The organism is Arcicella aurantiaca (assembly GCF_003148625.1).
Classification (GTDB): Bacteria; Bacteroidota; Bacteroidia; order Cytophagales; family Spirosomataceae; genus Arcicella; species Arcicella aurantiaca.
Genome location: NZ_QGGO01000005.1, coordinates 63833 through 88460, shown reverse-complemented (window position 1 = coordinate 88460; position 24628 = coordinate 63833). Strand labels below are relative to the sequence as shown.

Genomic DNA, 24628 nt, shown 5'->3' with positions numbered 1-24628 from the left:
TTGGGGTTCTTGTTGGAATTTATTATTAATCAAGTTATTAGAGAATAAGTAATGAGACACAATGAATTACTATTGTTATTTTTTGTAAATAATTGATAATCAGGATTATGGGAATTGTAGGTTGTAGTTGTAACGGCGAACCGTTCGAACCGTTCTTAAATCGTCAATGTACTTACTTAATATAAAATGCCCAAAGTTAAATGCCCCTAAATTTATGTATCATTATCCAATCCGAAAATAATTTTTATCTTTGCTTTGTAGAAATAATCTCAGACTTTCAAATTAACTAATAATAATTATGTCAACAGGCTTAGACGCTCTTACCCAACAAAAAATTAATTCATGGCTTTCAGGTAATTACGATGCTGATACAAAAGCCAAAATCCAAGAACTTTTAGATGGTAATAAAGAAACTGAATTGACAGATTCGTTCTACAAAGACCTTGAGTTCGGAACGGGTGGAATGCGTGGTGAAATGGGTGTTGGCTGTAATCGTATGAATAAATATACGGTTGGAGGAGCAACACAAGGTTTTGCTAATTATCTGAAAATGAGTATTCCTGATGGAAATATCAGTGTAGCAATCGCTCATGATTCACGTAATAATTCTCCTTATTTTGCTCGTGTAGCAGCAGATATTTTCTCTGCCAATGGTATAAAAGTATTCTTATTTGAAGCATTACGCCCAACGCCAGAACTATCATTTGCTATTCGTCATTTGGGTTGCCAAGGTGGTTTAGTGGTAACTGCTTCGCACAACCCACGTGAGTATAACGGTTATAAAGCTTACTGGAACGATGGTTCGCAGGTAGTTGCTCCGCACGACAAAGGAATTGTGGCAGAGGTTACTAAAATTCAAGCAGTTGATGAAATTAATTTTACAGGAAATCCTGATTTAATTACGATGATTGGAGAAGAAGTTGATGCTGAATATTTAAAAACAATCGAGCATAATTCTATCAATCCAGACGTAATTGCTCGCCAGCAAGACTTAAAAATTGTCTATTCTTCCATTCACGGAACAGGTATTACCCTTGTGCCAAAAGCGTTACAATTACTTGGTTTTGAAAATGTTAGTGTAGTTCAAGCACAAGCAGAACCTAATGGGGATTTTCCAACGGTAGTATATCCAAATCCAGAAGAAACAGAAGCGATGACTTTAGCCATGAACCAAGCTAAAGAATTAGATGCAGATTTAGTAATTGCTACCGACCCAGATGCCGACCGTGTAGGAGCTGCCGTGAAAAATCCTGCGGGAGAATGGGTACTTTTAAATGGTAACCAAATGGCAAGTTTGATTATCTATTATTTATTAAGTGCTTGGAAAAAAGCAGGGAAATTGACAGGGAAAGAATTTGTAGCAAAAACCATTGTGACGACCAATATCATTGATAAAATGTGTGAAAGTCAGGGTGTTAAATGTTATAATACACTTACAGGTTTTAAATATATTGCTGCCGTTATTCGTGAATTAGAAGGTAAAGAACAATTTATTGGTGGTGGAGAAGAATCTTACGGATATTTAATTGGGGATGCTGTGCGTGATAAAGATGCGGTGGCTTCATGTGCTATGATTGCAGAATTAACTGCTTATGCCAAAGACAACGGTAAATCATTGTTCGATTTCCTAACAGAAATGTACATGGAAAATGGATTCTATTACGAAGGTTTGATTTCATTGACTAAAAAAGGAAAAGCAGGAGCAGAAGAAATTCAACAAATGATGGCGAATTTAAGAAGCAATATTCCCGCAACAGTGGCGGGTTCAGAGCCAGTTACTGTTTTGGATTATACCAACTTGACTTCAAAGGACTTGAAAACAGGAGTTGTAACCAATATTCCAGAAGGATTAGGAATGGAGTCTTCAAATGTAATTCAATTGGTATTAGCAGATGGAACAAAAGTTTCAGCACGTCCATCAGGAACAGAACCTAAAATTAAGTTTTATGTTTCAGTTAATGCTCCATTGACCCGTCCAGAGGATTTTGAAACTGTTTTAGCAAGTTTAAAAGCTAAAGTTTCTTCAATTCAAGAAGACTTAGGATTGAAGTAAAAATAAACACTTATCATAATAAAAGAGTAGTCTCAACTCTTTTATTATGATATTTATCATGTCAGTAATCGCCAAACTCTCTGACCTTTGTTTTGCAAACAACAATTTGATTTTTCAAAGAAATAATTGTTGTTTATAAATTAATCCCGCCCAAATACGAATCAAATACGACCGCTTACTAAGTTTAGGCTTGCAGTAATTATAAAAAGTATTTAATTTGTGCCGTTAGATATTTGATATTTTAATCAATAAAACAATCAATTAATACATAACACTAAATCAATTTTCAACCCTTAATTTTTTATAACATGAAAAAATTACTAACTTTTTCCTTCCTTCTCGCATTATTGTTAACCGCTTCTCAAGGTTTTTCACAAGCTTACAAACAAGGAGATAAATATTTAAACGCAACAATAGGTTTAAATTCATATTACAGCACAGGTTTGCCTTTAGGAGCATCTTTCGAGGTAGGTATTACGGATGCTATTAGCGTTGGGGGACAAGCTGACTACGCTTCTGGTAATTATGGTTCAGGTCTTGGATTTACTGCATTTTATATTGGTGCAAGAGGTGCTTATCACTTAGGAGAAGTTCTTAAAATTAACTCAGATAAAGTTGACCTTTATGCTGGTTTGGGTTTAGGTTACCGTTCATTTAGCTGGAAAGATGGCTATAATGGAACTGGTTACAGTTATGGTAATGGTTTAGATTTTAACTATTTTATCGGTGGTAGATATTTCTTCTCTGATAATATTGGAGCTGTATTAGAATTAGGTTATAGTGGTGTTTCAAATGCTCGTGCAGGTTTGACATTCAAATTCTAATCAAAAGTTTGTCATATAAAACTAAAAGGCGAGAATCACTTCTCGCCTTTTTAGTTTTATAATGCTCTTTTAAATTCTGAAGTAAAGTGAAATTGAATATCTGGATTGTTTTGGATATTCATTCTTAAAATCCAATCAGATTCTGCCAAGAATACATAATTTTCGTCTTTATCTTGAGCAATGTTTTGTCCTTTCAAACGTACAAATTCAGCTAATTTTTTAGGGTCTTCTGCCGTAATCCAACAAGCTTTGGCAATATCACGATGGTCAAAACGGCATTTTGCACCGTATTCATGCTCCAAACGATACTGAATTACCTCATATTGAAGTTCCCCAACCGTTCCAACAATTTTACGATTTCCCAATTGTGGTTGCAAGAATAATTGAGCCACACCTTCGTCGGTCAATTGCATAATTCCTTTTTCCAATTGCTTCGATTTCATTGGGTCAAGGTTCATTAATTCCTTGAAAATCTCAGGAGAAAAACTTGGAATACCTTGATATTGTAAGTTTTCACCTTCCGTCATGGTATCACCAATTTTGAAGTTACCCGTATCATACAAACCAACTACGTCCCCCGGGAAACCTTCTTCAATAACCTCTTTATCTTGAGCCATAAAAGTATAAGGGTTGTTAAAACGGAGGTTTTTATCCAAACGAACGTGTTTGTAAAACTTATTTCTTTCAAAAGTTCCCGAACAGATTCTCAAAAAGGCAATTCTATCACGGTGTTTTGGGTCAAGGTTTGCGTGAATTTTGAAGATAAATCCTGAGAATTTTTTCTCTTCTGGCTCAACAACACGTACATCTGTCTGACGAGCTTGCGTACTTGGTGCAATTTCGGTAAACGTATCTAATAACTCTTGAACCCCGAAGTTATTAACCGCCGAGCCAAAGAAAACAGGAGCAATTTCGCCCGACAAATACGTATCTCGCTCGAAATTCCCGTAAACACCTTCAATCAATTCTACGTCTTCTCGTAATTGATTAGCATCTTTTTCGCCCACTTTTTTATCCAATTCCTCCGACCAAATATCTACCGCTACAACTTCTTTCTCGATTTTGGTTTTATTAGCACTGAATAAGTTTAATGATTTTTCGAAAAGATTATAAACTCCTTTAAAATTTGCACCAATGTTGATTGGCCAAGTCAAAGGACGAACTTTAATGTTTAATTTCTGCTCCAATTCATCTAATAAATCGAAAGGGTTTTGCCCCTCTCTATCCATTTTATTGATGAAAATAATCACAGGCGTATTTCTCATTCTACAAACTTCCATCAATCTTTCCGTTTGCTCCTCAACGCCTTTTACGCAGTCAATAACTAAGATTACAGAATCGACAGCCGTAAGGGTACGGTAAGTGTCTTCCGCAAAATCTTTGTGACCGGGAGTGTCCAAAATGTTGATTTTGAGATTGTTATATTCAAAAGTCATTACGGAAGTTGCCACCGAGATACCTCTTTGGCGTTCAATTTCCATGAAATCGGAAGTTGCTCCTTTCTTGATTTTGTTAGATTTTACTGCTCCCGCCGTCTGAATTGCCCCCCCAAAAAGTAGGAGTTTTTCAGTAAGCGTAGTTTTACCCGCATCGGGGTGAGATATAATTCCGAAGGTACGGCGTTTGTGTATTTCGTCTTGAATAGTCATCGCTGAATAAAATTGAGGTGCAAAATTACGGATAAAAAAGTAAACCTTTTATATTACGTTAAAAATGGCAAAAGGATTTCATAGAATTTTATCGTTGCATAGTTAAGCCAGATGTTATTGGAAGAATATGGAATATGAGCAAACTTATCACAATTGATGCTCTGAGTTGCCATCAGTTGTAATCTCTTTAAGCTCGCATTTATACAATTTCAAAAACTTTATTTTACGAGAAGAACTTGCTTTAAAATTTGGGTAAGAAAAGAATTTAGGAACAACCAAAACGCATATACTTTTCAAATTATCATCATTCAATTGTTCTCTGAATGAACAAAGTGTTTTAGCTAATTGTGCCTCGGCTTTATTGCGATTATTATCAATCTGTTGAATTGTTTGAGAGGTCGCATCTGCTTTAAATTCTAAGAAATGTAGCTTATCAGATACAATCAAACAATCACAATCGCCAGGAGTTTTGTTCTCAATACCATGTTCATTTTTCCATTCAAAAATAAATTGATTAGTATTTTTTACAGGTAATCCAGTAGATTGAAATACGCCTTGAATACCGTCTACTGGAAAAATTGAACAATTTTCTCCTTGATTTTGAGAAACTTTTAGCCAATTTAGAGTAGAAGAATTCTGAATTTTTATTTGATTTGAACCATCAATCTGCTTTTCATCAGCAATCCAAAATGTGGTTTGATTAATGGTTTGAATATTAGCCTGATTACGAGTAACTAACGATTCTATTTTTTCGAGATTTTCAGAATAATTACTCATTAAACTTGTTCAAGTAGTAGATTGTATAGTTCACTGTTTTGCATTCCTAATTGTTCAGAAATTGTATCTAAATAATTTTGGTCAATCATTCCCGTTTCAGCATCTTTAATATCGACACAATAATCTTCACTTTGTCCAAGCGAATAAGCATTAAAAAATTGCGAATCTAACCAATATTCTTTTTGAACTATCTTCACAATCTTTGATTGATTATTTGTTTGATTAGTAACATATTGAGCAAAAAGTAAGATGTTCACACAAGCTAAAATATAGGGGCTATGTGTTGTAATGATTAATTTACCATGGTGGATAGTGTTCAAAAATACTCCAAAAGCATTCATTAATTCTTTTTGTGCCAACGGATAAAGATGGGCTTCGGGTTCTTCGACTACAAAAAACTCTCTTCGATTTGTTAATCCTATTGAAAGAAAAACACCTTGTAAGATACGTAATACCTCTTGTTGCCCAGAAGATGCATCTTTCAAAGAAATATTTAAGTTGTTCTCTAATTTAATTTGTTCACCCCATTCTTCACTTTGATATGTGCCTTTCAAGATTTTTTTTGAAATACGTTCAATCATAGTAGTTGCTACTTGGTTATTAAGACCTCTTCCTACCTTTTGAAAGGTTTTTCCATTGTTTTTAAAGTTATTTCTAACTCCCTTAGACCATTGAACAAATTGGTAGAGGAGTTTTTCATTTCCTGTTCTCTGTCTTTTTTCAAAGTCTTGTTCTTTGACTTCATCTTCAATTAATTTTTCAATTTCTTGTTCAATAACCCTCTCAAAAATATCAGGAAAAGCGACAGTCGTACTCCTTCCCGCAATTAAATAGGTATGTGTATTTGTTTCTCTTTTAAAAAGTAAATCTAAATCTTGCTTGAACTGTTGCCTTAAATTAATTTCATCAAGGTTGTCATCCAGTCTTGGAGCTTTGAAATATTTTTTCAAAGCCTCTCCCAGTCCAAATCCCATATTTTTTTCAAAGAGAGCGTAAGTTAATTTATCTGCCCCTTGATTAATTTTTAAATAGGAGGTGTCATTATAGTGAAAATGAATTTCAAAATGGTCACTCCTTGATGTTGGTCCAAATGTTTCTAAGAATTTTTGCCTTGTAATACGATTAATATGTTCTAAAAAGTCAAAATTTTCATTTCTGGAACGTGCAATAATTCCATTTTCATATAATGAATCTGGTAAGGTCTGGAAAAAGAAAATTAATTTTGCAATCGTACTTTTTCCACTTGCTTGCTCACCAATAAGTAATAAAAACCTATTTAATTTTATTATACAAGGCTTTACACCCATAAATTGACTTGAAATAACTAACTTTTGCATCGTAAATCTTCTTTATAAATTATATCCCTAAAATTACGTAAATTTCTTCTGAAACTTGATTTTAGTCATTAACTTCTAAAAAAATAAAATAGTATGCTTGCATAACAATTTAAAAAAATATTAACTTTACAGTATCACAGTTAGCAGTTAACAATAAACAGTTATCAGTTACTATAATCAGTATTTTCGGGTTAGTAGTCATTGTAATTTCTTGATTGTTTACTGCTTACTGATAATTGTTTACTGATAACTGAAAAAAATGAACCGTTCAATCAGAAAAGTAGCCGTACTTGGCTCTGGAATTATGGGAAGCCGTATCGCTTGCCATTTTGCTAATATTGGTGTGGAAGTTTTACTTTTAGACATTGTTCCAAGAGAACCGAATGATGCCGAAAAAGCGAAAGGACTTACTACCGAACATCCTGCGGTGCGTAACCGTATCGTGAATGAAGCTTTCCAAAATACATTAAAATCGAATCCTGCGGCATTATATTCTGCATCTTTTGCCAATAGAATTAAGTTAGGAAATTTTGATGATAACCTTGCCGAAATCAAGAATTATGATTGGGTAATTGAGGTGATTGTTGAAAATTTGGCGATTAAAAAATCTCTTTACGCAAAAGTAGATGCTTTGCGTAAAACAGGGACTTTGGTAACGTCAAATACTTCTGGTATTCCAATTCATTTAATGGCGGAAGGACGTTCTGAGGATTTCCAAAAACATTTTTGTGGAACGCACTTTTTTAATCCTCCAAGATATTTGAAATTGTTGGAAATTATCCCAACACCAACCACTGACCCAGCGGTTACAGATTTCTTGATGCACTACGGCGACCGTTTCTTGGGAAAAACGACCGTTTTGTGTAAGGATACTCCTGCTTTCATCGCCAATCGTGTGGGTGTTTACTCGATGATGAAAACCATGAAAGTGGTGGAAGAAATGGGCTTGACGGTGGAAGAAGTTGATAAATTGACATCGGTAGTAGTGGGTCGCCCGAAATCTGGAACATTCCGTTTGTCGGATGTGGTGGGTTTGGACACAACCATAAACGTATCGAACAATTTGTACGCAGGTTTGACCAACGACGAAGCAAAAGATACTTTTGTTCTTCCTGAAATGATGAAAATATTACAGGAAAATAAATGGTTAGGCGACAAAACGGGTCAAGGATTTTATAAGAAAGTAAAAGGAGCAGGAGGAAAATCGGAGATTTTAGCTTTAAACCTTAAAACTTTTGAATACGAACCGTCTCAAAAAGTAAAATTTGATGTTTTTGAAAAAACGAAAAATTTAGCTTTGAAAGACCGCTTTGCCGTTTTATTAGCTGATAAATCTAAAGCAGGTGAGTTTTATAGAAAGACTATTTTAGATGGATTCAAATATGTGACTAACAGAATTCCAGAGATTTCTGATGAATTATACCGAATTGATGCCGCTATTTGTGCAGGTTTCGGTTGGGAAATCGGACTATTTGAAACTTGGGACGCTATCGGAGTAGAAAAAGGAATAGAATTGATGGCAACTGAAGGCATGAAACCCGCTGAATGGGTGAATGAAATGTTAGCTTCGGGAGCAAAAACGTTCTATAAAAAAGAAGGTGGCAGACGCTTGTATTACGACATTCCAACAAAATCATATAAATCTATTCCAGGAACTGAATCATTTATTATTCTTGAAAACTTATCGGATAATGTGGTTTGGAAAAATGGAGAAAGTACCGCTTACGACTTAGGAGATGGAATTTTAGGTTTAGAATTCCGTTCTAAAATGAACACTTTCGGAGCGGGTGTTATCGAGGGCGTTCAGAAAAGTATTGCTTTGGCTGAAAAAGATTTCAGAGGCTTAGTAATCGGAAATGATAGCACAGAAGCCTTCTCGGCAGGAGCAAATTTAGCAATGTTATTTATGTATGCCATCGAACAAGAATTCGATGAAATAAACATGATGATTGCCCAGTTCCAACAAACAATGATGCGAGTACGTTATTCGTCAATTCCTGTGGTAGTTGCACCGCATACTTTGGCTTTGGGTGGTGGTTGCGAAATTAACCTTCATGCAGACAGAGTTGTAGCAGCTGCAGAAACTTACATGGGCTTAGTAGAAGTTGGCGTAGGTTTAATTCCTGCGGGCGGAGGAACGAAAGAAATGGCAGTACGTTGTTCGGACGCTTACAAAAATGGCGACCCAGAATTAAACACATTGCAGTCGGCATTTATGAATATTGCGATGGCAAAAGTGAGTACCTCAGCTCAAGAAGCGATGGAAATGGGATATTTGCGTCGTGGTGATGAAATTGTATTGAATCGTTCAAGATTAATTGCTGATGCCAAACAAGCAGCCATTGAATTAGCAGAAGCAGGTTATACACAACCAAAACAACGTACTGATGTTAAAGTGCAAGGAAAAGCAGGAATTGCTTTATTCAAAGCGGGCGTTCAAGGTATGAAAATGGGTCGTTTTATTTCGGAACACGATGCTAAAATTGCGGATAAATTAGCTTACGTTATTTCGGGAGGTGATTTGAGCTATCCGCAGTTAGTTTCGGAACAGTATCTTTTAGACTTAGAAAGAGAAGCATTCTTGTCACTTTCGGGAGAGAAAAAGACTTTAGAGCGTATCCAAAGTTTATTGAACGGAGGAAAGCCTTTGAGAAATTAGCATTAGGCGACAGGCTTTAAGTTTTAGACTTAGAGTTTAAAATCAATCAACATCAAGATAGCCTAAAGCTAATAGCTTATGGCTTAAAGCGATAAAAAAATGAACGCATACATAGTAGCGGGCTACCGTACCGCAGTTGGAAAAGCTCCAAGAGGTGTTTTCCGTTTTACAAGACCAGATGATTTGGCAGCCGAAGTTATCAAACATTTAGTTGCACAAGTTCCTGCTTTAGACCCAACTCGGGTTGATGACCTCATCGTGGGTAATGCCGTTCCAGAAGCGGAGCAAGGAATGCAAATTGCGAGATACATTGCTCTTTTATCATTACCTAAAAATGTTCCGGGTTTTACCATCAACCGTTATTGTGGTTCTGGTTTGGAGGCAATCGCTTTGGCATCGGCAAAAATTCACGCAGGAATTGCCGATTGTATCATCGCAGGTGGAGCAGAATCCATGTCCTTAGTACCTGTAATGGGTTATAAAACGGCTTTAAACTTTGAAATTGCTCAGAAAAATCCAGATTATTATATCGGAATGGGTTTAACGGCTGAACAAGTTGCAGACCAATTCAAAATCACTCGTGAAGAACAAGATGAATTTGCGGTAGAATCTCATACAAAGGCATTGACAGCACAAGCTAACGGACTTTTTAAAGACGAAATCGTGCCAATTACCGTGAAGGAAACCTTTTTTGATGAGAAATCAGGAAAGAAAAAGACCCGTGAATCAATCGTTGATACCGACGAAGGACCAAGAGCAGGAACAAGTATGCAAGCTTTATCTAATTTGAAGCCCGTTTTTGCTGCGGGAGGCTCTGTAACGGCAGGGAATTCATCTCAAACTTCAGACGGTGCATCTTTTGTGATGGTAATGTCAGAAGCGATGGTAAAAGAATTAAATCTTGAGCCAATTGCCCGTATGGTAACCTATACAACGGCAGGCGTTGAGCCACGCATCATGGGCATTGGACCCGTTGCGGCTATTCCGTTGGCTTTGAAAAAAGCAGGTTTAAATATCAACGACATCGACCAAATAGAATTGAACGAAGCTTTTGCTGCACAGTCGTTGGCAGTTATTAAAGAATTAGATTTAGACCGTTCAAAAATCAACATGAACGGCGGAGCAATTGCTCTTGGACACCCATTGGGTTGTTCGGGAGCGAAATTATCTGTTCAATTATTCAACGAAATGCGAAGAAGAAATCAGAAATACGGAATGGTTTCCGCCTGTGTAGGTGGAGGACAAGGCGTTGCGGGGATTTATGAGTTTTTGAAGTAGAGATTATGAGAGTATAAGAATAGCCAACTTTCAAAAAGTTGGCTATTCTGTTTTATTGAGAAAATTTTTGTAGTTTCTATATTTCATTGTCCATCTATAATCTTCTTTTTGATAAAATTTGTGATTTAGTTTTGCATCAAGAACGTTTCGTTCTTCTTCAGTAGCCCTTCTGATAAAGTATCTCTTTAGTTGGTTTTTGTTTAAAGAGTCAATCAATATGTCAAAAAATGGGTTTTGAATAGTATCAGATAATGATGCTATGGAAATCATATCGTCACTAAATTTTTTATTCTTTTTGATTATTTCAAATACAGAATTACCTGAAACTTCAATAATATCATCTGGTTGAATATCTAAAAAATCAATTTCGTCATCACGAATCCCTGTGCCACACGCATGAAAGAGATTATCTTTATTATGAAAGAAAATTCTATTACTTGTGTGAAAAATGATATTGAACTTACTACAATACATTCCAAAATTTCCAATATTTTTAGGAATTAGGGGCGGTGGTACTGGAAATTTAGTTAAGCGAGATAAACTATCGTTTTGATGTTCAATAAGGGAATCTTTAACAGAAATGATATATGGTGTTTTGAAAAAATCTGTATAAAATGATTTCTTTTCTGTGTCTTTTGATACACAAGAAGTAAGTAGGAAAAGGAAAATTACAAAACTTTGTAGAATGATATTTTTTTGATTCATGGTATGAAAATACAGAAAAATCTATAATTTTCTATCGAAAAATCAATCAAATACCCTGCTTCAAAAACCTATAAGGACAATGCCTACACCCATTTTTACAACAAAACCCACGTTTTAAGTGATAGGCTTCTGTAAAAACCATAAAACCTTGCTCATTCAGATAAAAATCTTCTTTTGATAGTCCTCTGTTAGCTTCTTCTGTATTTTTTGTTTTCTTTTCCATTAAACATTCAACACTCATTTTTGAAAAAAGTTTATTCTTTCGTATTTTTGAGGAATATGAACGAATATCAAAGTAAATATCATCACGGTTTTAAACTCTTTGCTCAAAAGACTAAGGGTCGTGTATTTACTACGGGTTCACTTTATGGTCATTTCTGCAAAATTCACCGTATTCTCACTGTTTCTGTACAAATCTTGTACGTGATAAATCTCCTTGGAGGTTTCGGGATTGCTTAATCCTAAAATCATCTTTTTATATCATTTTTCAATTAATTTATTCTCGCTCACTTTGTGCCTTGGTGGCTTTGCTACTTTGTGCCTCAAGATAAAATACCATGACTTCCACAACACAAAATATCAATATACAATCAGCATCCGACAAAGCTATTCAACTCGAAGACCGCTTCGGAGCTCATAATTATCACCCAATGCCTGTTGTTCTCCAACGTGGAGAAGGCGTATTCGTTTGGGACGTAGAAGGTGATAAATATTTTGACTTTCTTTCTGCTTATAGTGCTGTTAATCAGGGGCATTGCCACCCAAAAATTGTTGAAGCATTAGTTGCCCAAGCTCAAAATTTAACTCTAACGTCTCGTGCATTTTACAATGACCAATTAGGTATTTGTGAGAAATTCCTTTGTGAGTATTTTGGTTACGACAAAGTTTTGATGATGAACTCAGGGGCAGAAGGAGGGGAGACAGCCTTAAAATTGACTCGTAAATGGGCGTATAAAGTGAAAGGCGTTCCACAAAATCAAGCTAAAACGGTTTATGCTGCGGGTAACTTTTGGGGACGTACCATTGCCGCCATCTCATCATCGACAGACCCATCAAGTTATTCTGATTATGGCCCTCTTTTGCAAGGTTATGAAATTATTCCGTACAATGATTTAGAGGCTTTGGCGGAGGTTTTGAAAGACCCAAATGTAGCAGGTTTTATGGTTGAACCTATTCAGGGAGAGGCAGGTGTTGTTGTTCCAGACGAAGGATATTTGAAAAAAGCCTACGAAATGTGTCGTGAGAAAAATGTACTTTTCATTGCCGATGAAGTACAAACGGGCATCGCACGTACAGGAAAACGTTTGGCTTGCGACCATGAAGGTTTTCAACCAGATATTTTAATTCTCGGAAAAGCACTTTCGGGTGGAACATATCCTGTTTCAGCAGTGCTTTGTCGTGATGAAATAATGCTAACCATCAAACCGGGTGAACACGGTTCAACTTATGGAGGAAACCCATTGGCTTGTGCCGTTACGATGGCTGCTTTGCAAGTGGTTAAAGATGAAAATTTAGCTGAAAATGCGGAAGCAATGGGGCAATTATTCAGAAATAGAATGAATGATTTAATGGCTAAACGCTCAGATTTATTAACCGTAGTGAGAGGGAAAGGACTTTTGAATGCTATTGAAATCAACGATTCCGAAGAAGGAGAAACCGCTTGGGAAATGTGCGTAGCTTTTAAAGAAAATGGACTTTTAGCAAAACCAACACACGGAAATAAAATTCGTTTTGCTCCGCCTTTAGTCATCACAGAAGCTCAAATGAATGAAGCTTGTGATATTATCGAGAAAGTTATTTTGAATTGGTAATTTTAGAAGAGTAAGGAAAGAAAGGAGAGAAGAAATGAAGATAGAATTCTATTTTCTTCATTTCTCCTCTCTTCTTTATTTGCTGGTAATTTTTCTACGCAAACGGCTTAGCGATTGGGGGGTAATTCCTAAGAAGTTTGCTAAATAAATCTGTGGAGTTCTTCGCATTAATTCTGGTTGCATTTCTGATAACCTTTCGTAACGTTCTTGAGCAGTTTCTGCGATAAATGAACGCAATCTGACTTCCTGACCAATGGTATAACCTTCAAACAAAATTCTGCTAAGTCTTTCCCATTTCACAGACTGTTCATAAAGAGCATCTAAATTATCTTTTGAGATAATACATAGATAAGTATCTTCAATCGCTTGAATATAATCTTTACTTGGAAGTCCAAAAGAATAACAGTAAGTGCAAGTAACCAATTGATTTTCAATAGTTAAGTCAAATGTTTTTTCTGTTTCGTCTTTAAGGAAATAAGACCTAAGCATACCTTTGTTAACAAAAAGCATATCTGCATTAAATTCACCTTCTTTTACCCAAAACTCACCTTTTTTTAATGATTTTTCGGTAAATAAATGCTTTGCGTTTTGTAATTCTTCATCGGTAAAAGGTACAATCTGCTGAATAAACTGTATAAAATTTGGGGTCATAATATTTAGGGTAATCGGCGGATTGTCATATTTAGGAATAATAGCGGCATCAAAAAAACAACTTTTTTTGTGTTTGAAAAATTATCAAATGGTAATTAAGGTTATAAAAGTGGATAAACGCCTCTTTTATTGCATATACTGAAGAAAAAAGTAGCAATAAATGATATTGAAAGCTTGTTTGTTACACTAAAAAAGTAAATTGTAAGGATTTTAATTCGTATTTTAAGACCCTATCAATATTAAAAAGTCACACATTACTCAATTTTTTGAGTGAAAAATCAATATTTATGAATCAATACTTAATAACTGCTTACGACGGAACAGACGAAAATGCCTTAGACAGACGAATGACTGTCAGACCTTTTCATTTGGAAGGAGCCAAAAAACTGAAAGAAAACGGTAATTTTATTATTGGCGGGGCGATGCTCAATGATGATGGAAAGATGATTGGCTCAACGATGATTTTACAGTTTGAGAATGAAAACCAACTTCAAAATTGGATTGATTCAGAACCATATATTCAACAAAAAGTTTGGGAGAAATTTGACGTTCAATTATTTAGAGTAGCACAAGTGTAGATGATAAATGATATAAAATTCAAAAGTCTTCATCCAATATAATTTGGGTACAAATACTTTTGGGGGAACTTCTCGAAAGTGCTAAAACTTTTGAGAAGTTGAAATAAGGTATTAAAGAGTAGACTTCCTGCGAAAGTGTTTTATGATTGAAAAATGGTATATTTTCACTCGAAAAGATGTTGTTTTACGACTTAAAATACTTTCGCAGGAAGTCTATTATATTTTTACCGTTTTTGCATTATTCCAGTCAACTAATTTTTCGGCAGAAGCCAAATCTATAAAAGGAAAATCTGTCAATAATTCTTGAAGTTTACCTAAACAACCTCCTAAACCATAATATGATTTGAATTTCCGTAAACGACTCAATTCTTCAATCATAGGTTGATTGGCGTCAAAGTCTCTTGGATGAAAATAAGTCATCACATATTCCGACTGCCTTGTTAATTGTTGCAAAACGGTATAAGGAAGCAATCTAAAATAGCCACCTCCCGAAAAAATCAAAGGCGTTCCAAAACCATTAAAAGTATTAATTGGAAATTCCTTTAGTCGAATACCGTCAATATCAATCCAACATGGTTCAGCAATGCCAAATTGTTCAAATCCTCCGTGCGAGCGTTTTGCAGGAAAAACCGAACAATCTACTTCAATGCCATTTTCTGCTAAAACTTCAAAAACCCACTTATTCTCTTGTTTTATCGAAAATCCGGGAGCTCTGTACGCTCTGATTTTCTTACCAATCACATCTTCCAATGCTTTGATAGAAGTTTCTAAATCGTTTTTGAATTCCGTTCTATTTTGTTCATAAGCCAATTGATGTAAATCAGAATGTGTCGCAATTTCATAACCTTTATCGGCAATTGAACGAATAATATCGGGATGTTTTCGAGCAACCCAACCCAAGCAGAAAAAAGTAGCTTGCTGATTTGTATCTTCTAAAAGCTGAAAAATACGTTCCATATTTTCATGGATTCGAGTTGGATATTTCGCCCAATCTGCCTCTGTCTTCGTCGAATCATTATCCAAAATATGAAACCACTCCTCTATGTCAAAAGTAAGAATATTCATAAAATAGTAACACAGACTTTAGTCTGTATTAGTTATGCAGGTTAAAACCTGCGTTACTTTTAATAAAACCTCTTTCCAGCCGCTAAAAACTCTTTTACGTCATCTTTAGTAGGGAAAGAAAAATACGTCATTTCTTCATTCGGGTTTGGAATCAACTCGTACCCACCCGTATGTATTTTCTCAACCGATTCCAAAATTGCCTGCATTCCCAATAATTTAGTATGGTCAATTAATTCTGCTTGCGTTTTGTTGCCAATTTCTACTTTTTTCTGTACCAAAATATCACCACTGTCAATTCCTTCATCTACAAAAAACACAGAAACACCCGTATATTTTTCATTATTCTTAATTACCCAAAACGAAGGCATTAATCCACGATATTTAGGTAAAAGTGCCGTATGTAAATTCAGACAACCTTTAGGAGCAAGATTGATAAGAGGCAATTTGAAAATTTGATTCCCTGCAATTGAAATTAATAAATCAGGTTTATAAGCCTTCAAACGTTCAAGATTTTCAACTTTATTGATATTTCCTTCAATTTCCACCAACGGTACGTTATGTTTTGCCAAAATATTTTTAACCTTCTTATTCGGGTTCAATTTCGACATGACAAATTTTACTCCGTAATTGACGAAGAATCCCAAACCAAAAATATCATAAGTCTTTTTGAGTTTATCCGAAAAAGATTCTCTTTTCCCAAATGGAGAAACATCAAAAACCACCGTCGCCACCACTTCCGAATGCTTAGGCATATTTTTAATCAAATAATCAATATTCTGAGCCAAATAAAATGGGTCGTCTTGGGTAAGCAAAATTATACGCATATATGTAGCACGGACAGCCCTGTCCGAAATTTAATATTTTAAGATTTCATAAACAATTGTCCAATTTTAGCAATTGGTTTCATCCATAAAGTGTACCAATGTGGTTTTAGATTATTGATTGCCCAAGCTCTTCGGTCTTCCATATTAGCACGGTAGCGATGTTTCCAAGAAGCAGTGCTTGTACCACCATTTCTCATCGTCATCACAACTTCTGGCAAATAACTGGCAGAGAGATTATTTTTATATAACATTCTCAACATCAACTCATAATCACCAGAACAAGTAAAGTCTGTGATATAATAGCCGTATTTCTCAAAAGCAGACTTTTTTAAGTAAAACGATAAATGTGGAGGCATCCAACCTTTCAACCAATTCTCACGTACATACTCACCCGACCGCCAGTAACGTACAATCGTTTGGTCATCACCCAAGTTTACATATTGTTTGTCTCCATAAACCGCATCTGTTTTATTATCTTCAAATGCTTTGGCAATATGACTAATGACTTGGTTGTTAGGATAAAAATCATCGCCACCAATCGTTCCTATAACATCTCCCGTCGCCATTTTTACACCTTTATTTAAAGCATCATAAATACCTTTATCAGGTTCAGATATAAATTTGATTTTATCTCCAAAAGATTTCAGAATATCAACAGTCCCATCTTTAGAAGCTCCATCAATTACAATATACTCCAAATCAGGATAATCTTGAGTAAGTACACTCTCAATGGTTTGGCGAATCGTTTTGGCACTATTAAAAGAAACGGTAATAACGGATATTTTCATGGAATGATGATTGATAAACACGTAGGAGGGATGAATATTGAAAACTCTCGCCTCAATTTAATGGGACACAAAGATAAGCAAGGACTTTGGTTTTGTCAGATGAAAATTATCAAGCGGACAAAAGGTGTAAAATGTACGGATAAATTTCTAATTCAGACTTAAAATCCTAAATACAATTCTGGACACAGGAAATATAAAAAAAACAGAAAATATTTTCCATAACCCCTTGTAATTCAAAAAGAAAGTGCTAATTTTGCAGTCCGATTTAGTAAACAAAATATTTCTCTGTTTTTATACGGGTTGGCAGAACTCGATAAAATTTAAAAATTAATAGAAATATTCAGCAGCTAAATCCTTTTAGTAAAGGTTAAACTTTTACAGTTTTGAAATATAGATTAACATATTTCAAATTCAAATAGTGTCAGAACTGATATTGGATTAATTCGTTGAATGCCCATCAATTAATTTTAATGTTAAGCTACACAAGAACATTCTTTCGTATTGCAGACGTTTTGGTCTGTCCTGCCCGAGCATATCTTGTTGCTTTTCAGTTATTTTTGTCATTTTTGTAGAAGTGAATTTATTTTCATAGATTTTTGTTTATGCCAAATAAAATTCCGACCTTTGCAATCCGTTTTACGGAGATTGTCGTGATGACAATCGTAACTCGTTCATTTACAATCAATTATTAACGTTTTATTCTAATAAAATGTCTGGAATTATCGGAAAGAAAATCGGTATGACCAGCCTCTACAACGCTGACGGTTCTGCCGTTGCTTGTACGCTGATTGAAGCCGGTCCTTGTGTAGTAACGCAAGTAAAAACAGTAGAAAAAGAAGGTTATAGTGCTATTCAATTAGGCTATGGCGAGAAAAAAGAGAAGCATACTACGCAACCTCTTTTAGGTCACTTCAAAAAAGCAGGTACCACTCCAAAGAAAAAACTCGTTGAGTTTAGATCTTTTGACTCACCACTTACATTAGGAGAAACCATTACAGCAGAATTGTTCGCAGAAGGAGACTTCGTTGATGCAGTTGGAACATCTAAAGGTAAAGGTTTTCAAGGTGTTGTTAAACGTCATGGATTTGCAGGGGTAGGTGGTCAAACTCACGGACAGCACAACCGTGGTCGTCACCCAGGTTCAATTGGTGCTTGTTCATTCCCATCTCGTGTATTCAAAGGTATTCGCATGGCAGGTCGTACTGGTGGAAATCGTGTAACAGTTCAAAATTTACAAATTTTGAAAGTTTATGCAGATAAAAACCTTATCGTAGTGTCAGGTTCTGTACCAGGAGCGAAAAACTCATACGTTATTCTTGAAAAATAGATTTGAAAATTTGAAAGATATTTGATTGCTGATTTAGCAATTTTTAAGTATCGAAAGTCATCAATTTTCAAATTTTCAAAATTAACTAATTTTCAAATTAGACAAATGGAATTATCAGTTTTAAATATACAAGGCAAAGAGACAGGAAAGAAAGTAACTCTTTCTGACGAAATCTTTGGCATCGAACCAAACGAACACGTAGTTTGGTTAGACGTGAAGCAATTCTTGGCAAACCAACGTCAAGGAACTCACAAATCAAAAGAAAGAGCAGAGGTTTCTCGTTCAACTCGTAAGTTGAAAAAACAAAAAGGAACAGGTGGTGCTCGTGCAGGTTCTGCTAAATCACCTTTGATGAAAGGTGGTGGACGTATTTTCGGGCCAGTACCAAGAGATTACTCTTTCAAAGTGAACAAAAAAGTAAAATCTTTAGCACGTCAGTCTGCATTTGCTGCAAAAGCACAAGGTGGAAACGTGACTATCTTAGAAGGTTTTTCTTTCGATGCTCCTAAAACAAAATCATATATCGCAATGTTAGATGCTCTTTCATTATCAGGAAAGAAAACATTGTTGATTTTGCCAGAAGACAATAAAAATGTTTATTTGTCAGGACGTAACGTGCCAAAAGCACAAATCGGAACAGCTGGACAAGTTAATACTTATGATTTAGTAAATGCAACTCAACTACTTATTGTAGAAGGTGCAATTGCAGCAATCGAATCATCTTTTAGTAAATAATAGCAGTCAGAGGTTAGAGTTGTATTATTAAACACTACGACTTATGACTTTCGACTTTAAGACTGAAAACAATGAGCATTATCAAAAGACCAATTCTTACTGAGAAATCTCAGGACTTACAGAAAGGCGGTCAGTACGTTTTCGAGGTAGCCAACAAGACGAATAAAATCGAAATTGCAAAGGAAATCAAGAAAATGTATGGTGTTGAGGTGGTAGCCGTAAACACTCTTCGTCAATTTGGTAAGAAGAAATCAAGAAGTACCAGAACTAAGGTAACATCTGGAATTACTTCAACATTCAAAAAAGCAATCGTAACTATCGCTAAAGGTGAAGTTATTGATTTCTATGATGGAATTTAATCACAATTATTGATTTTTAATTAATAATTGAAAACTATGGGAGTTCATCCCGATAATTGAACAAAGCACAGAAATGGCAGCTACAAGAAAAATAAAACCAACAACTCCAGGACAACGTCAAAGAATTGCTCCGACTTTTGAAGAAATAACTGCTTCAAAGCCGTACAAGCCTTTATTGGATGTTGTTAAAAGAACAGGTGGTCGTAACGCAGATGGACACCGTGCCATGCGTTATATCGGTGGAGGACACAAACGTCGTTACCGTATCATCGATTTTCATCGTAATAAATTCGATGTTGAAGCAACAGTTTTGACAGTTGAATACGATCCAAACCGTACAGCACGTATCGCTCTAATCGAATATACAGATGGCGAAAAGGCTTACATCATTGCACCAGCAGGAATTAAAGTTGGACAAACTGTAATTTCATCTGCAACAGCAGCTCCAGAAGTAGGTAACACTATTCCTTTAGCAAACATCCCAACAGGTACAATTGTACACGCAATCGAACTTCGCCCAGGTGGCGGTGCTGAAATGGCACGTTCAGCAGGTACTTATGCACAATTGTTGGCTCGTGATAGCAAATACGCAACGTTAAAATTGCCTTCAGGTGAGATGCGTATGGTATTGTCAAGATGTTTAGCAACTGTTGGTTCGGTGTCTAACTCAGACCACATGAATACCAATATGGGTAAAGCAGGTCGTCATCGTTGGTTAGGTCGTCGTCCAAGAGTTCGTGGTGTAGTTATGAACCCAGTCGATCACCCAATGGGTGGTGGTGAGGGTCGCTCATCAGGAGGTCACCCTCGTTCACGTAACGGTTTATTAGCGAAAGGTAAGAAAACACGTACACCGAACAAACAATCAAATCGTCTAATCATCAGTAGAAAGAAAAAATAGGTAGATGGCACGTTCATTAAAAAAAGGACCTTATATAGACTATCGCCTTGACAACAAGGTACAAGTCATGACCGAATCGGGTAAAAAGTCAGTTATTAAGACTTGGTCACGCCGTTCGATGATTTCACCTGATTTCGTTGGTCATACTTTCGCAGTACACAACGGAAACAAGTTCATTCCTGTATTTGTAACAGATAACATGGTTGGGCATAAATTAGGTGAGTTTGCTCCTACTCGTAACTTCCGAGGTCACACAGCAAAAAAAGATAAAGGCAAAAGATAATTTGGAATGCGGAATGTAGAGTAACGAATTGAGATTAATATCTTAATTCAGAAATCCAAAATCCAAAATCCGAAATCCGAAATCAAAAAATGGAAGCAGTAGCTAAATTAAATAATATTCCGACCTCGCCTCAGAAAATGAGAATCGTAGTAGATATGATTAGAGGTCAGAAAGTAACTAAGGCTCTTGGTATTTTGAAATACGAGCCAAAAGTTGGTGCAAGACACGTAGAGAAACTTTTACTCTCGGCAATTGCTAACTGGCAAAACAAAAATGAAGACGTTAAGTTAGAAGATGCTGACTTATATGTTAAAACCGTTACAGTTGATGGCGGTAGTTCATTGAAACGTTTGCGTCCAGCTCCGCAAGGTCGTGGTCACAGAATCTTGAAACGTTCTAACCACATCACGCTTGTAGTTGCTTCAGCAACAGCACCAACAGTAATTTCAGAATAATTAGACAAGAAATCTAAATATCACAAAATGGGACAGAAGATAAACCCCGTTGGTTTAAGACTTGGTATCGTCAGAGGTTGGGATTCTAACTGGTATGGCGGAAAAAGTTTTGCCGATAAATTAGTAGAAGACGATAAAATCCGTAAATACGTAGCCGCACGTATTCCTAAGGGAGCAATCTCAAAGGTTATTATCGAGCGTACTTTAAAGCGTATTACCCTTACAATCAACACGGCTCGTCCAGGTGTTGTAATTGGTAAAGGCGGACAAGAAGTAGATAAAATCAAGGAAGAATTAAAGAAAATCACAGGGAAAGACGTTCAAATTAATATTTTTGAAATTAAACGTCCTGAGATTGATGCTAAATTGATTGGCGAAACTATCGCACAACAATTAGAAGCACGTATTTCATTCCGTCGTGCCATGAAACAATCTATCGCATCAGCTATGCGTGTAGGTGCTCAAGGTATCAAATTGAAACTTTCAGGTCGTTTAGGAGGTGCTGAAATGGCACGTTCTGAAGGATACAAAGAAGGACGTATTCCATTGCACACACTTCGTGCGGATATTGATTACGCAGTATCAGAAGCTTTAACAGTTTACGGAAAAATCGGTATCAAAGTATGGGTATTCCGTGGTGAAGTTTATGGAAAGCGTGACCTTTCTCCAAATGCAGGTGTTGCTGCATCACAAGCTTCAGCAAGTGGTGGAGACTCTCGTGGTGGAAACAACCGTGGTGGACGTGATGATAACGACCGTCGTGGTGGTGGACGTGGACGTGGTGGCGAAGGCGACCGTCGTAACAACAACGCTGGAGGAAATCCTAACAACCGTGGTGGTGGTAATAAACCAGGCGGTAACAATCGTGGCGGTGGAAACAAGCCAGGAGGAAAAAGATAATTAGAAATCTTAGTCAGATGTCGTGAGCCTTAATTACTTACGACTCACGACTGTTCGACTTAAAGACTTAATACAACAATGTTACAACCAAAAAGAACCAAGTTCCGTAAGCAACAGAAAGGTAGAATAAAAGGATTGGCAACACGTGGTCATGAAATCGACTTCGGGTCATTCGCTATCAAGGCTTTGGAACCAGGACGCATCACTGCTCGTCAGATTGAGGCGGCTCGTATTTCAGTAACTCGTGCAATGAAACGTGAAGGACAAGTTTGGATTCGTATTTTTCCTGACAAGCCTATCACTAAGAAACCAGCAGAGGTTCGTATGGGTAAAGGTAAAGGTGCTCCAGAATATTGGGTTGCCAGTATCAAACCAGGTACAATTTTATTCGAATCAGCAGGTGTTCCTTTAGCATTAGCACAAGAAGCATTACGTTTGGCAGCACAGAAATTGCCACTTCGTACATCTTTCGTAGTTCGTAAAGATTATCAAGAATAGGAGATAAGTGGATGAGTTCAGAAGTTTATGAGTTTACCTTGAAAGCAACTCATAAACTCATAAACTCATAGACTCATAAATTCAGTCAAAATGAAAAACGCAGAAATCCAAAAGTTAAGCTTAGACGAATTGAAAAACACTTTAGCTTCTGAAAAAGATGCTTTGGCTCGTTTAAAATTTGCTCATGCTATTTCTCCAATTGAAAATCCATTACGTATCCGTGAGGCTCGTAAAGTGATTGCTCGTTTGGAAACTGCTATTACAGCAGCGAAATAGATTAAAGAGTTATAAGAGTTTTTTATAGCTATTTAATTTAATCACAACAGATTCCATCAATATACTGCTTGGAGTCAATTAATAACAACAATTTAAAATCCAACCATGGAAGAATTACAAAGAAATCTGAGAAAAATCAGAGTAGGGCGTGTGGTGAGTAACAAGATGGATAAGTCTATCACCGTAGCCGTAGAAAGAAAAGTTAAGCATCCACTTTACGGAAAGTTTATGAAAAAAACTTCTAAGTTGATGGCTCACGATGAAGCAAATGAGTGTGGTATTGGCGACACGGTGAAAGTAATGGAGACTCGTCCACTTTCAAAAAACAAGCGTTGGAGATTAGTTGAAGTTATTGAAAAAGCGAAATAAAATTTGAATTTTCGTCAATTTAAAAACCTTTTAGGTTATTCAAATCTTCAAATATTCAAATTTAATTAAGATATAAAACAATGTTACAACAAGAATCAAGATCTGGCGTAGCTGATAACTCAGGAGCAAAAGAAGTGCTTGTAATCCGTGTATTAGGCGGAACAGCAAAAAGATACGCTTCAATTGGTGATAAGGTAGTAGTAACTGTAAAGTCAGCTTTATCGTCATCAAGTATGAAGAAAGGTACGGTTTCTAAAGCCGTAGTAGTAAGAACTAAAAAAGAAATCCGTCGTAAGGATGGTTCATATATCCGTTTCGAGGACAACGCAGTCGTATTGTTGAACAACAACGACGAGCCACGTGGAACTCGTATCTTCGGACCTGTAGCTCGTGAGTTACGTGACGCAGGATTTATGAAAATTGTTTCATTAGCCCCAGAGGTGCTTTAATCATTAATGTATCATGCAAAAGAAATCTAATAAGCAGCCAAAACTGCATATAAAATCTGGTGATACGGTTATCGTTATCGCTGGTAATTCAAAAGGTCAGACAGGAGTAATCACCAAAGTATTAGTTGATAAAAATCGTGCAATTGTAGAAGGTGTAAATCTTCAAACAAAACACGTAAAACCAACTTCTACAAGCCCACAAGGTGCTATCGAAAAACGTGAAGGTTCAATTCACATATCAAACTTAGCAGTAGCTGAAAATGGTAAAGCGGTACGTACTGGTCGTAAATTAAACGAAGCAGGGAAATTACAAAGATTCTCTAAAGCATCAGGTAAATTTGTTTAGTTTGAAATTTAATTAAATTTTTTACTGTTCAAATCGACAAATTTTCAAATTGAAAAAGTGGGTCGGAAATCCACATAAATTTTCATACAATGACAACTACAAGATTAAAAGATAGATATGTAGCTGAAATCGTTCCAGCATTAAAGGAAAAATTTCAATACAAATCAGTAATGCAAGTGCCAAAAATTACTAAAGTTGTAATCAACAAAGGTATTGGTGCAGCAGTTGCAGACAAGAAATTAATTGATACAGGTGTTGATGAAATCACACTTATCGCTGGACAAAAAGCAGTTGCTACAATGTCTAAGAAAGCTATTTCTAACTTTAAGTTACGTGAAAATATGCCAATTGGTGTAAAAGTAACTTTACGTGGAAATAAAATGTATGAATTCCTTGACCGCTTAATGACAGTTGCTTTACCTCGTGTACGTGACTTCAAAGGTGTTTCAGACAAAGGATTCGACGGACGTGGTAACTACACTTTAGGTGTTAAAGAACAAATCATCTTCCCAGAGATTTCAATTGATAAAGTAAGTAAAATCTCTGGTATGGATATTACATTCGTAACCACTGCTGAAACAGATGAAGAAGCAAACGCATTGTTAACTGCAATGGGAATGCCTTTCGCAAATCAGAAGAAATAATTAGGTGTGAAGAGTTAGGAGTTAAGAGTAATAACTTTTTAACTCATAGCTCATAACTCAAAACTCAAAAACATAGATTCTAAACAC

The 24628-nt window shown here is 36.0% G+C and carries 30 protein-coding genes; 20 read left to right on the top strand and 10 right to left on the bottom strand.

Annotated elements, in window-relative coordinates; all coding sequences use genetic code 11:
* Positions 1 to 298 precede the first annotated feature (298 nt).
* Together LV89_RS06220 and LV89_RS06215 are read left to right on the top strand one after the other, a co-directional pair.
* Positions 299 to 2053: a phospho-sugar mutase gene (locus LV89_RS06220; protein ID WP_109742007.1), complete on the top strand. Its 1755-nt coding sequence runs from the start codon at positions 299 to 301 to the stop codon at positions 2051 to 2053.
* 308 nt (positions 2054 to 2361) lie between these two features.
* Positions 2362 to 2877: a putative outer membrane beta-barrel protein gene (locus LV89_RS06215; RefSeq protein ID WP_109742006.1), complete on the top strand. Its 516-nt coding sequence runs from the start codon at positions 2362 to 2364 to the stop codon at positions 2875 to 2877.
* Between the two features lie 56 nt (positions 2878 to 2933).
* On the opposite strand, the gene LV89_RS06210 is transcribed toward LV89_RS06215, so the two are convergent.
* The 3 genes from LV89_RS06210 to LV89_RS06200 form a co-directional block, all read right to left on the bottom strand.
* On the bottom strand, positions 2934 to 4526 hold the full coding sequence (locus tag LV89_RS06210) for a peptide chain release factor 3 (RefSeq protein WP_109742005.1): 1593 nt from the start codon (positions 4524 to 4526) through the stop codon (positions 2934 to 2936).
* Between the two features lie 147 nt (positions 4527 to 4673).
* Positions 4674 to 5303 (bottom strand): hypothetical protein, encoded by a 630-nt coding sequence (locus LV89_RS06205; RefSeq protein WP_109742004.1) that lies wholly within the window; start codon positions 5301 to 5303, stop codon positions 4674 to 4676.
* Positions 5303 to 6640, bottom strand: coding sequence for an AAA family ATPase (locus LV89_RS06200; protein ID WP_109742003.1), 1338 nt, complete (start codon positions 6638 to 6640; stop codon positions 5303 to 5305). The genes LV89_RS06205 and LV89_RS06200 overlap by 1 nt, the downstream gene beginning before the upstream one ends.
* A 259-nt stretch (positions 6641 to 6899) precedes the next feature.
* On the opposite strand from LV89_RS06200, the gene LV89_RS06195 reads away from it, so the two are divergent.
* Both LV89_RS06195 and LV89_RS06190 read left to right on the top strand, forming a co-directional pair.
* Positions 6900 to 9299: a 3-hydroxyacyl-CoA dehydrogenase/enoyl-CoA hydratase family protein gene (locus LV89_RS06195; RefSeq protein ID WP_109742002.1), complete on the top strand. Its 2400-nt coding sequence runs from the start codon at positions 6900 to 6902 to the stop codon at positions 9297 to 9299.
* A 99-nt stretch (positions 9300 to 9398) separates the two neighbouring features.
* Entirely contained in the window at positions 9399 to 10577 is a 1179-nt protein-coding gene (locus LV89_RS06190) for an acetyl-CoA C-acyltransferase (RefSeq protein ID WP_109742001.1), read from the top strand.
* Between the two features lie 42 nt (positions 10578 to 10619).
* Here LV89_RS06190 and LV89_RS06185 read toward each other — a convergent pair whose 3' ends face one another.
* Both LV89_RS06185 and LV89_RS25070 read right to left on the bottom strand, forming a co-directional pair.
* On the bottom strand, positions 10620 to 11282 hold the full coding sequence (locus tag LV89_RS06185; RefSeq protein ID WP_109742000.1) for a hypothetical protein: 663 nt from the start codon (positions 11280 to 11282) through the stop codon (positions 10620 to 10622).
* Between the two features lie 46 nt (positions 11283 to 11328).
* Positions 11329 to 11505 (bottom strand): C1orf53 family protein, encoded by a 177-nt coding sequence (locus LV89_RS25070; RefSeq protein WP_158279530.1) that lies wholly within the window; start codon positions 11503 to 11505, stop codon positions 11329 to 11331.
* 334 nt (positions 11506 to 11839) lie between these two features.
* On the opposite strand from LV89_RS25070, the gene rocD reads away from it, so the two are divergent.
* Complete coding sequence (rocD, locus tag LV89_RS06170) at positions 11840 to 13093, top strand: ornithine--oxo-acid transaminase (protein WP_109741997.1); 1254 nt, start codon at positions 11840 to 11842, stop codon at positions 13091 to 13093.
* Positions 13094 to 13168: 75 nt separating this feature from the next.
* Here the strand turns inward: rocD and LV89_RS06165 are convergent, their stop codons facing one another.
* Positions 13169 to 13744, bottom strand: coding sequence for a Crp/Fnr family transcriptional regulator (locus LV89_RS06165; RefSeq protein ID WP_109741996.1), 576 nt, complete (start codon positions 13742 to 13744; stop codon positions 13169 to 13171).
* A gap of 287 nt (positions 13745 to 14031) precedes the next feature.
* On the opposite strand from LV89_RS06165, the gene LV89_RS06160 reads away from it, so the two are divergent.
* The gene (locus LV89_RS06160; RefSeq protein ID WP_109741995.1) at positions 14032 to 14322 is read left to right on the top strand and encodes a YciI family protein; all 291 of its coding nucleotides are present in this window, start codon (positions 14032 to 14034) and stop codon (positions 14320 to 14322) included.
* A gap of 216 nt (positions 14323 to 14538) precedes the next feature.
* Here LV89_RS06160 and LV89_RS06155 read toward each other — a convergent pair whose 3' ends face one another.
* From LV89_RS06155 to LV89_RS06145, 3 genes are read right to left on the bottom strand one after another with little or no spacing between them, the layout of a single operon-like run.
* The gene (locus LV89_RS06155; protein WP_109741994.1) at positions 14539 to 15387 is read right to left on the bottom strand and encodes a polysaccharide deacetylase family protein; all 849 of its coding nucleotides are present in this window, start codon (positions 15385 to 15387) and stop codon (positions 14539 to 14541) included.
* A gap of 59 nt (positions 15388 to 15446) precedes the next feature.
* Complete coding sequence (locus tag LV89_RS06150) at positions 15447 to 16211, bottom strand: methionyl-tRNA formyltransferase (RefSeq protein WP_109741993.1); 765 nt, start codon at positions 16209 to 16211, stop codon at positions 15447 to 15449.
* A 38-nt stretch (positions 16212 to 16249) separates the two neighbouring features.
* Positions 16250 to 16999, bottom strand: coding sequence for a glycosyltransferase family 2 protein (locus LV89_RS06145; protein WP_109741992.1), 750 nt, complete (start codon positions 16997 to 16999; stop codon positions 16250 to 16252).
* Between the two features lie 3 nt (positions 17000 to 17002).
* On the opposite strand from LV89_RS06145, the gene LV89_RS25065 reads away from it, so the two are divergent.
* Positions 17003 to 17161 (top strand): hypothetical protein, encoded by a 159-nt coding sequence (locus LV89_RS25065; protein ID WP_158279524.1) that lies wholly within the window; start codon positions 17003 to 17005, stop codon positions 17159 to 17161.
* 276 nt (positions 17162 to 17437) lie between these two features.
* Here LV89_RS25065 and LV89_RS25795 read toward each other — a convergent pair whose 3' ends face one another.
* Positions 17438 to 17563, bottom strand: a complete 126-nt coding sequence (locus tag LV89_RS25795) for a hypothetical protein (RefSeq protein WP_262509854.1) — start codon at positions 17561 to 17563, stop codon at positions 17438 to 17440.
* A gap of 145 nt (positions 17564 to 17708) precedes the next feature.
* Here LV89_RS25795 and rplC point away from each other — a divergent pair, with 145 nt between their 5' ends.
* The 13 genes from rplC (at position 17709) to rplE (ending at position 24541) form a co-directional block, all read left to right on the top strand.
* Positions 17709 to 18326, top strand: a complete 618-nt coding sequence (gene rplC, locus LV89_RS06140) for a 50S ribosomal protein L3 (protein ID WP_109741991.1) — start codon at positions 17709 to 17711, stop codon at positions 18324 to 18326.
* A gap of 105 nt (positions 18327 to 18431) precedes the next feature.
* On the top strand, positions 18432 to 19061 hold the full coding sequence (gene rplD, locus LV89_RS06135) for a 50S ribosomal protein L4 (RefSeq protein ID WP_109742168.1): 630 nt from the start codon (positions 18432 to 18434) through the stop codon (positions 19059 to 19061).
* A 71-nt stretch (positions 19062 to 19132) separates the two neighbouring features.
* Positions 19133 to 19420 (top strand): 50S ribosomal protein L23, encoded by a 288-nt coding sequence (gene rplW / locus LV89_RS06130; protein ID WP_109741990.1) that lies wholly within the window; start codon positions 19133 to 19135, stop codon positions 19418 to 19420.
* Between the two features lie 73 nt (positions 19421 to 19493).
* Positions 19494 to 20321, top strand: coding sequence for a 50S ribosomal protein L2 (gene rplB, locus LV89_RS06125; protein ID WP_109741989.1), 828 nt, complete (start codon positions 19494 to 19496; stop codon positions 20319 to 20321).
* A gap of 4 nt (positions 20322 to 20325) precedes the next feature.
* Complete coding sequence (gene rpsS, locus LV89_RS06120) at positions 20326 to 20604, top strand: 30S ribosomal protein S19 (protein WP_109741988.1); 279 nt, start codon at positions 20326 to 20328, stop codon at positions 20602 to 20604.
* Positions 20605 to 20693: 89 nt separating this feature from the next.
* Positions 20694 to 21059 (top strand): 50S ribosomal protein L22, encoded by a 366-nt coding sequence (rplV, locus tag LV89_RS06115; protein WP_109741987.1) that lies wholly within the window; start codon positions 20694 to 20696, stop codon positions 21057 to 21059.
* A 27-nt stretch (positions 21060 to 21086) separates the two neighbouring features.
* Positions 21087 to 21959 (top strand): 30S ribosomal protein S3, encoded by an 873-nt coding sequence (gene rpsC, locus LV89_RS06110; RefSeq protein ID WP_109741986.1) that lies wholly within the window; start codon positions 21087 to 21089, stop codon positions 21957 to 21959.
* 78 nt (positions 21960 to 22037) lie between these two features.
* Positions 22038 to 22457 (top strand): 50S ribosomal protein L16, encoded by a 420-nt coding sequence (gene rplP, locus LV89_RS06105; protein ID WP_109741985.1) that lies wholly within the window; start codon positions 22038 to 22040, stop codon positions 22455 to 22457.
* A gap of 90 nt (positions 22458 to 22547) precedes the next feature.
* On the top strand, positions 22548 to 22733 hold the full coding sequence (rpmC, locus tag LV89_RS06100) for a 50S ribosomal protein L29 (protein ID WP_109741984.1): 186 nt from the start codon (positions 22548 to 22550) through the stop codon (positions 22731 to 22733).
* 105 nt (positions 22734 to 22838) lie between these two features.
* Complete coding sequence (gene rpsQ / locus LV89_RS06095; protein ID WP_109741983.1) at positions 22839 to 23102, top strand: 30S ribosomal protein S17; 264 nt, start codon at positions 22839 to 22841, stop codon at positions 23100 to 23102.
* 80 nt (positions 23103 to 23182) lie between these two features.
* On the top strand, positions 23183 to 23551 hold the full coding sequence (gene rplN, locus LV89_RS06090) for a 50S ribosomal protein L14 (RefSeq protein WP_109741982.1): 369 nt from the start codon (positions 23183 to 23185) through the stop codon (positions 23549 to 23551).
* A 13-nt stretch (positions 23552 to 23564) separates the two neighbouring features.
* Entirely contained in the window at positions 23565 to 23897 is a 333-nt protein-coding gene (rplX, locus tag LV89_RS06085) for a 50S ribosomal protein L24 (protein WP_109741981.1), read from the top strand.
* Between the two features lie 89 nt (positions 23898 to 23986).
* Complete coding sequence (rplE, locus tag LV89_RS06080; RefSeq protein ID WP_109741980.1) at positions 23987 to 24541, top strand: 50S ribosomal protein L5; 555 nt, start codon at positions 23987 to 23989, stop codon at positions 24539 to 24541.
* Positions 24542 to 24628 lie beyond the last annotated feature (87 nt).

Excerpts from the sequence above, each read along its gene's own strand:
- LV89_RS06220 (WP_109742007.1), top strand. The coding sequence starts at position 299 with ATGTCAACAGGCTTAGACGCTCTTACCCAACAAAAAATTAATTCATGG.
- LV89_RS06215 (WP_109742006.1), top strand. The coding sequence starts at position 2,362 with ATGAAAAAATTACTAACTTTTTCCTTCCTTCTCGCATTATTGTTAACC.
- LV89_RS06210 (WP_109742005.1), bottom strand. The coding sequence starts at position 4,526 with ATGACTATTCAAGACGAAATACACAAACGCCGTACCTTCGGAATTATA.
- LV89_RS06205 (WP_109742004.1), bottom strand. The coding sequence starts at position 5,303 with ATGAGTAATTATTCTGAAAATCTCGAAAAAATAGAATCGTTAGTTACT.
- LV89_RS06200 (WP_109742003.1), bottom strand. The coding sequence starts at position 6,640 with ATGCAAAAGTTAGTTATTTCAAGTCAATTTATGGGTGTAAAGCCTTGT.
- LV89_RS06195 (WP_109742002.1), top strand. The coding sequence starts at position 6,900 with ATGAACCGTTCAATCAGAAAAGTAGCCGTACTTGGCTCTGGAATTATG.
- LV89_RS06190 (WP_109742001.1), top strand. The coding sequence starts at position 9,399 with ATGAACGCATACATAGTAGCGGGCTACCGTACCGCAGTTGGAAAAGCT.
- LV89_RS06185 (WP_109742000.1), bottom strand. The coding sequence starts at position 11,282 with ATGAATCAAAAAAATATCATTCTACAAAGTTTTGTAATTTTCCTTTTC.
- LV89_RS25070 (WP_158279530.1), bottom strand. The coding sequence starts at position 11,505 with ATGGAAAAGAAAACAAAAAATACAGAAGAAGCTAACAGAGGACTATCA.
- rocD (WP_109741997.1), top strand. The coding sequence starts at position 11,840 with ATGACTTCCACAACACAAAATATCAATATACAATCAGCATCCGACAAA.
- LV89_RS06165 (WP_109741996.1), bottom strand. The coding sequence starts at position 13,744 with ATGACCCCAAATTTTATACAGTTTATTCAGCAGATTGTACCTTTTACC.
- LV89_RS06160 (WP_109741995.1), top strand. The coding sequence starts at position 14,032 with ATGAATCAATACTTAATAACTGCTTACGACGGAACAGACGAAAATGCC.
- LV89_RS06155 (WP_109741994.1), bottom strand. The coding sequence starts at position 15,387 with ATGAATATTCTTACTTTTGACATAGAGGAGTGGTTTCATATTTTGGAT.
- LV89_RS06150 (WP_109741993.1), bottom strand. The coding sequence starts at position 16,211 with ATGCGTATAATTTTGCTTACCCAAGACGACCCATTTTATTTGGCTCAG.
- LV89_RS06145 (WP_109741992.1), bottom strand. The coding sequence starts at position 16,999 with ATGAAAATATCCGTTATTACCGTTTCTTTTAATAGTGCCAAAACGATT.
- LV89_RS25065 (WP_158279524.1), top strand. The coding sequence starts at position 17,003 with ATGATGATTGATAAACACGTAGGAGGGATGAATATTGAAAACTCTCGC.
- LV89_RS25795 (WP_262509854.1), bottom strand. The coding sequence starts at position 17,563 with ATGACAAAAATAACTGAAAAGCAACAAGATATGCTCGGGCAGGACAGA.
- rplC (WP_109741991.1), top strand. The coding sequence starts at position 17,709 with ATGTCTGGAATTATCGGAAAGAAAATCGGTATGACCAGCCTCTACAAC.
- rplD (WP_109742168.1), top strand. The coding sequence starts at position 18,432 with ATGGAATTATCAGTTTTAAATATACAAGGCAAAGAGACAGGAAAGAAA.
- rplW (WP_109741990.1), top strand. The coding sequence starts at position 19,133 with ATGAGCATTATCAAAAGACCAATTCTTACTGAGAAATCTCAGGACTTA.
- rplB (WP_109741989.1), top strand. The coding sequence starts at position 19,494 with ATGGCAGCTACAAGAAAAATAAAACCAACAACTCCAGGACAACGTCAA.
- rpsS (WP_109741988.1), top strand. The coding sequence starts at position 20,326 with ATGGCACGTTCATTAAAAAAAGGACCTTATATAGACTATCGCCTTGAC.
- rplV (WP_109741987.1), top strand. The coding sequence starts at position 20,694 with ATGGAAGCAGTAGCTAAATTAAATAATATTCCGACCTCGCCTCAGAAA.
- rpsC (WP_109741986.1), top strand. The coding sequence starts at position 21,087 with ATGGGACAGAAGATAAACCCCGTTGGTTTAAGACTTGGTATCGTCAGA.
- rplP (WP_109741985.1), top strand. The coding sequence starts at position 22,038 with ATGTTACAACCAAAAAGAACCAAGTTCCGTAAGCAACAGAAAGGTAGA.
- rpmC (WP_109741984.1), top strand. The coding sequence starts at position 22,548 with ATGAAAAACGCAGAAATCCAAAAGTTAAGCTTAGACGAATTGAAAAAC.
- rpsQ (WP_109741983.1), top strand. The coding sequence starts at position 22,839 with ATGGAAGAATTACAAAGAAATCTGAGAAAAATCAGAGTAGGGCGTGTG.
- rplN (WP_109741982.1), top strand. The coding sequence starts at position 23,183 with ATGTTACAACAAGAATCAAGATCTGGCGTAGCTGATAACTCAGGAGCA.
- rplX (WP_109741981.1), top strand. The coding sequence starts at position 23,565 with ATGCAAAAGAAATCTAATAAGCAGCCAAAACTGCATATAAAATCTGGT.
- rplE (WP_109741980.1), top strand. The coding sequence starts at position 23,987 with ATGACAACTACAAGATTAAAAGATAGATATGTAGCTGAAATCGTTCCA.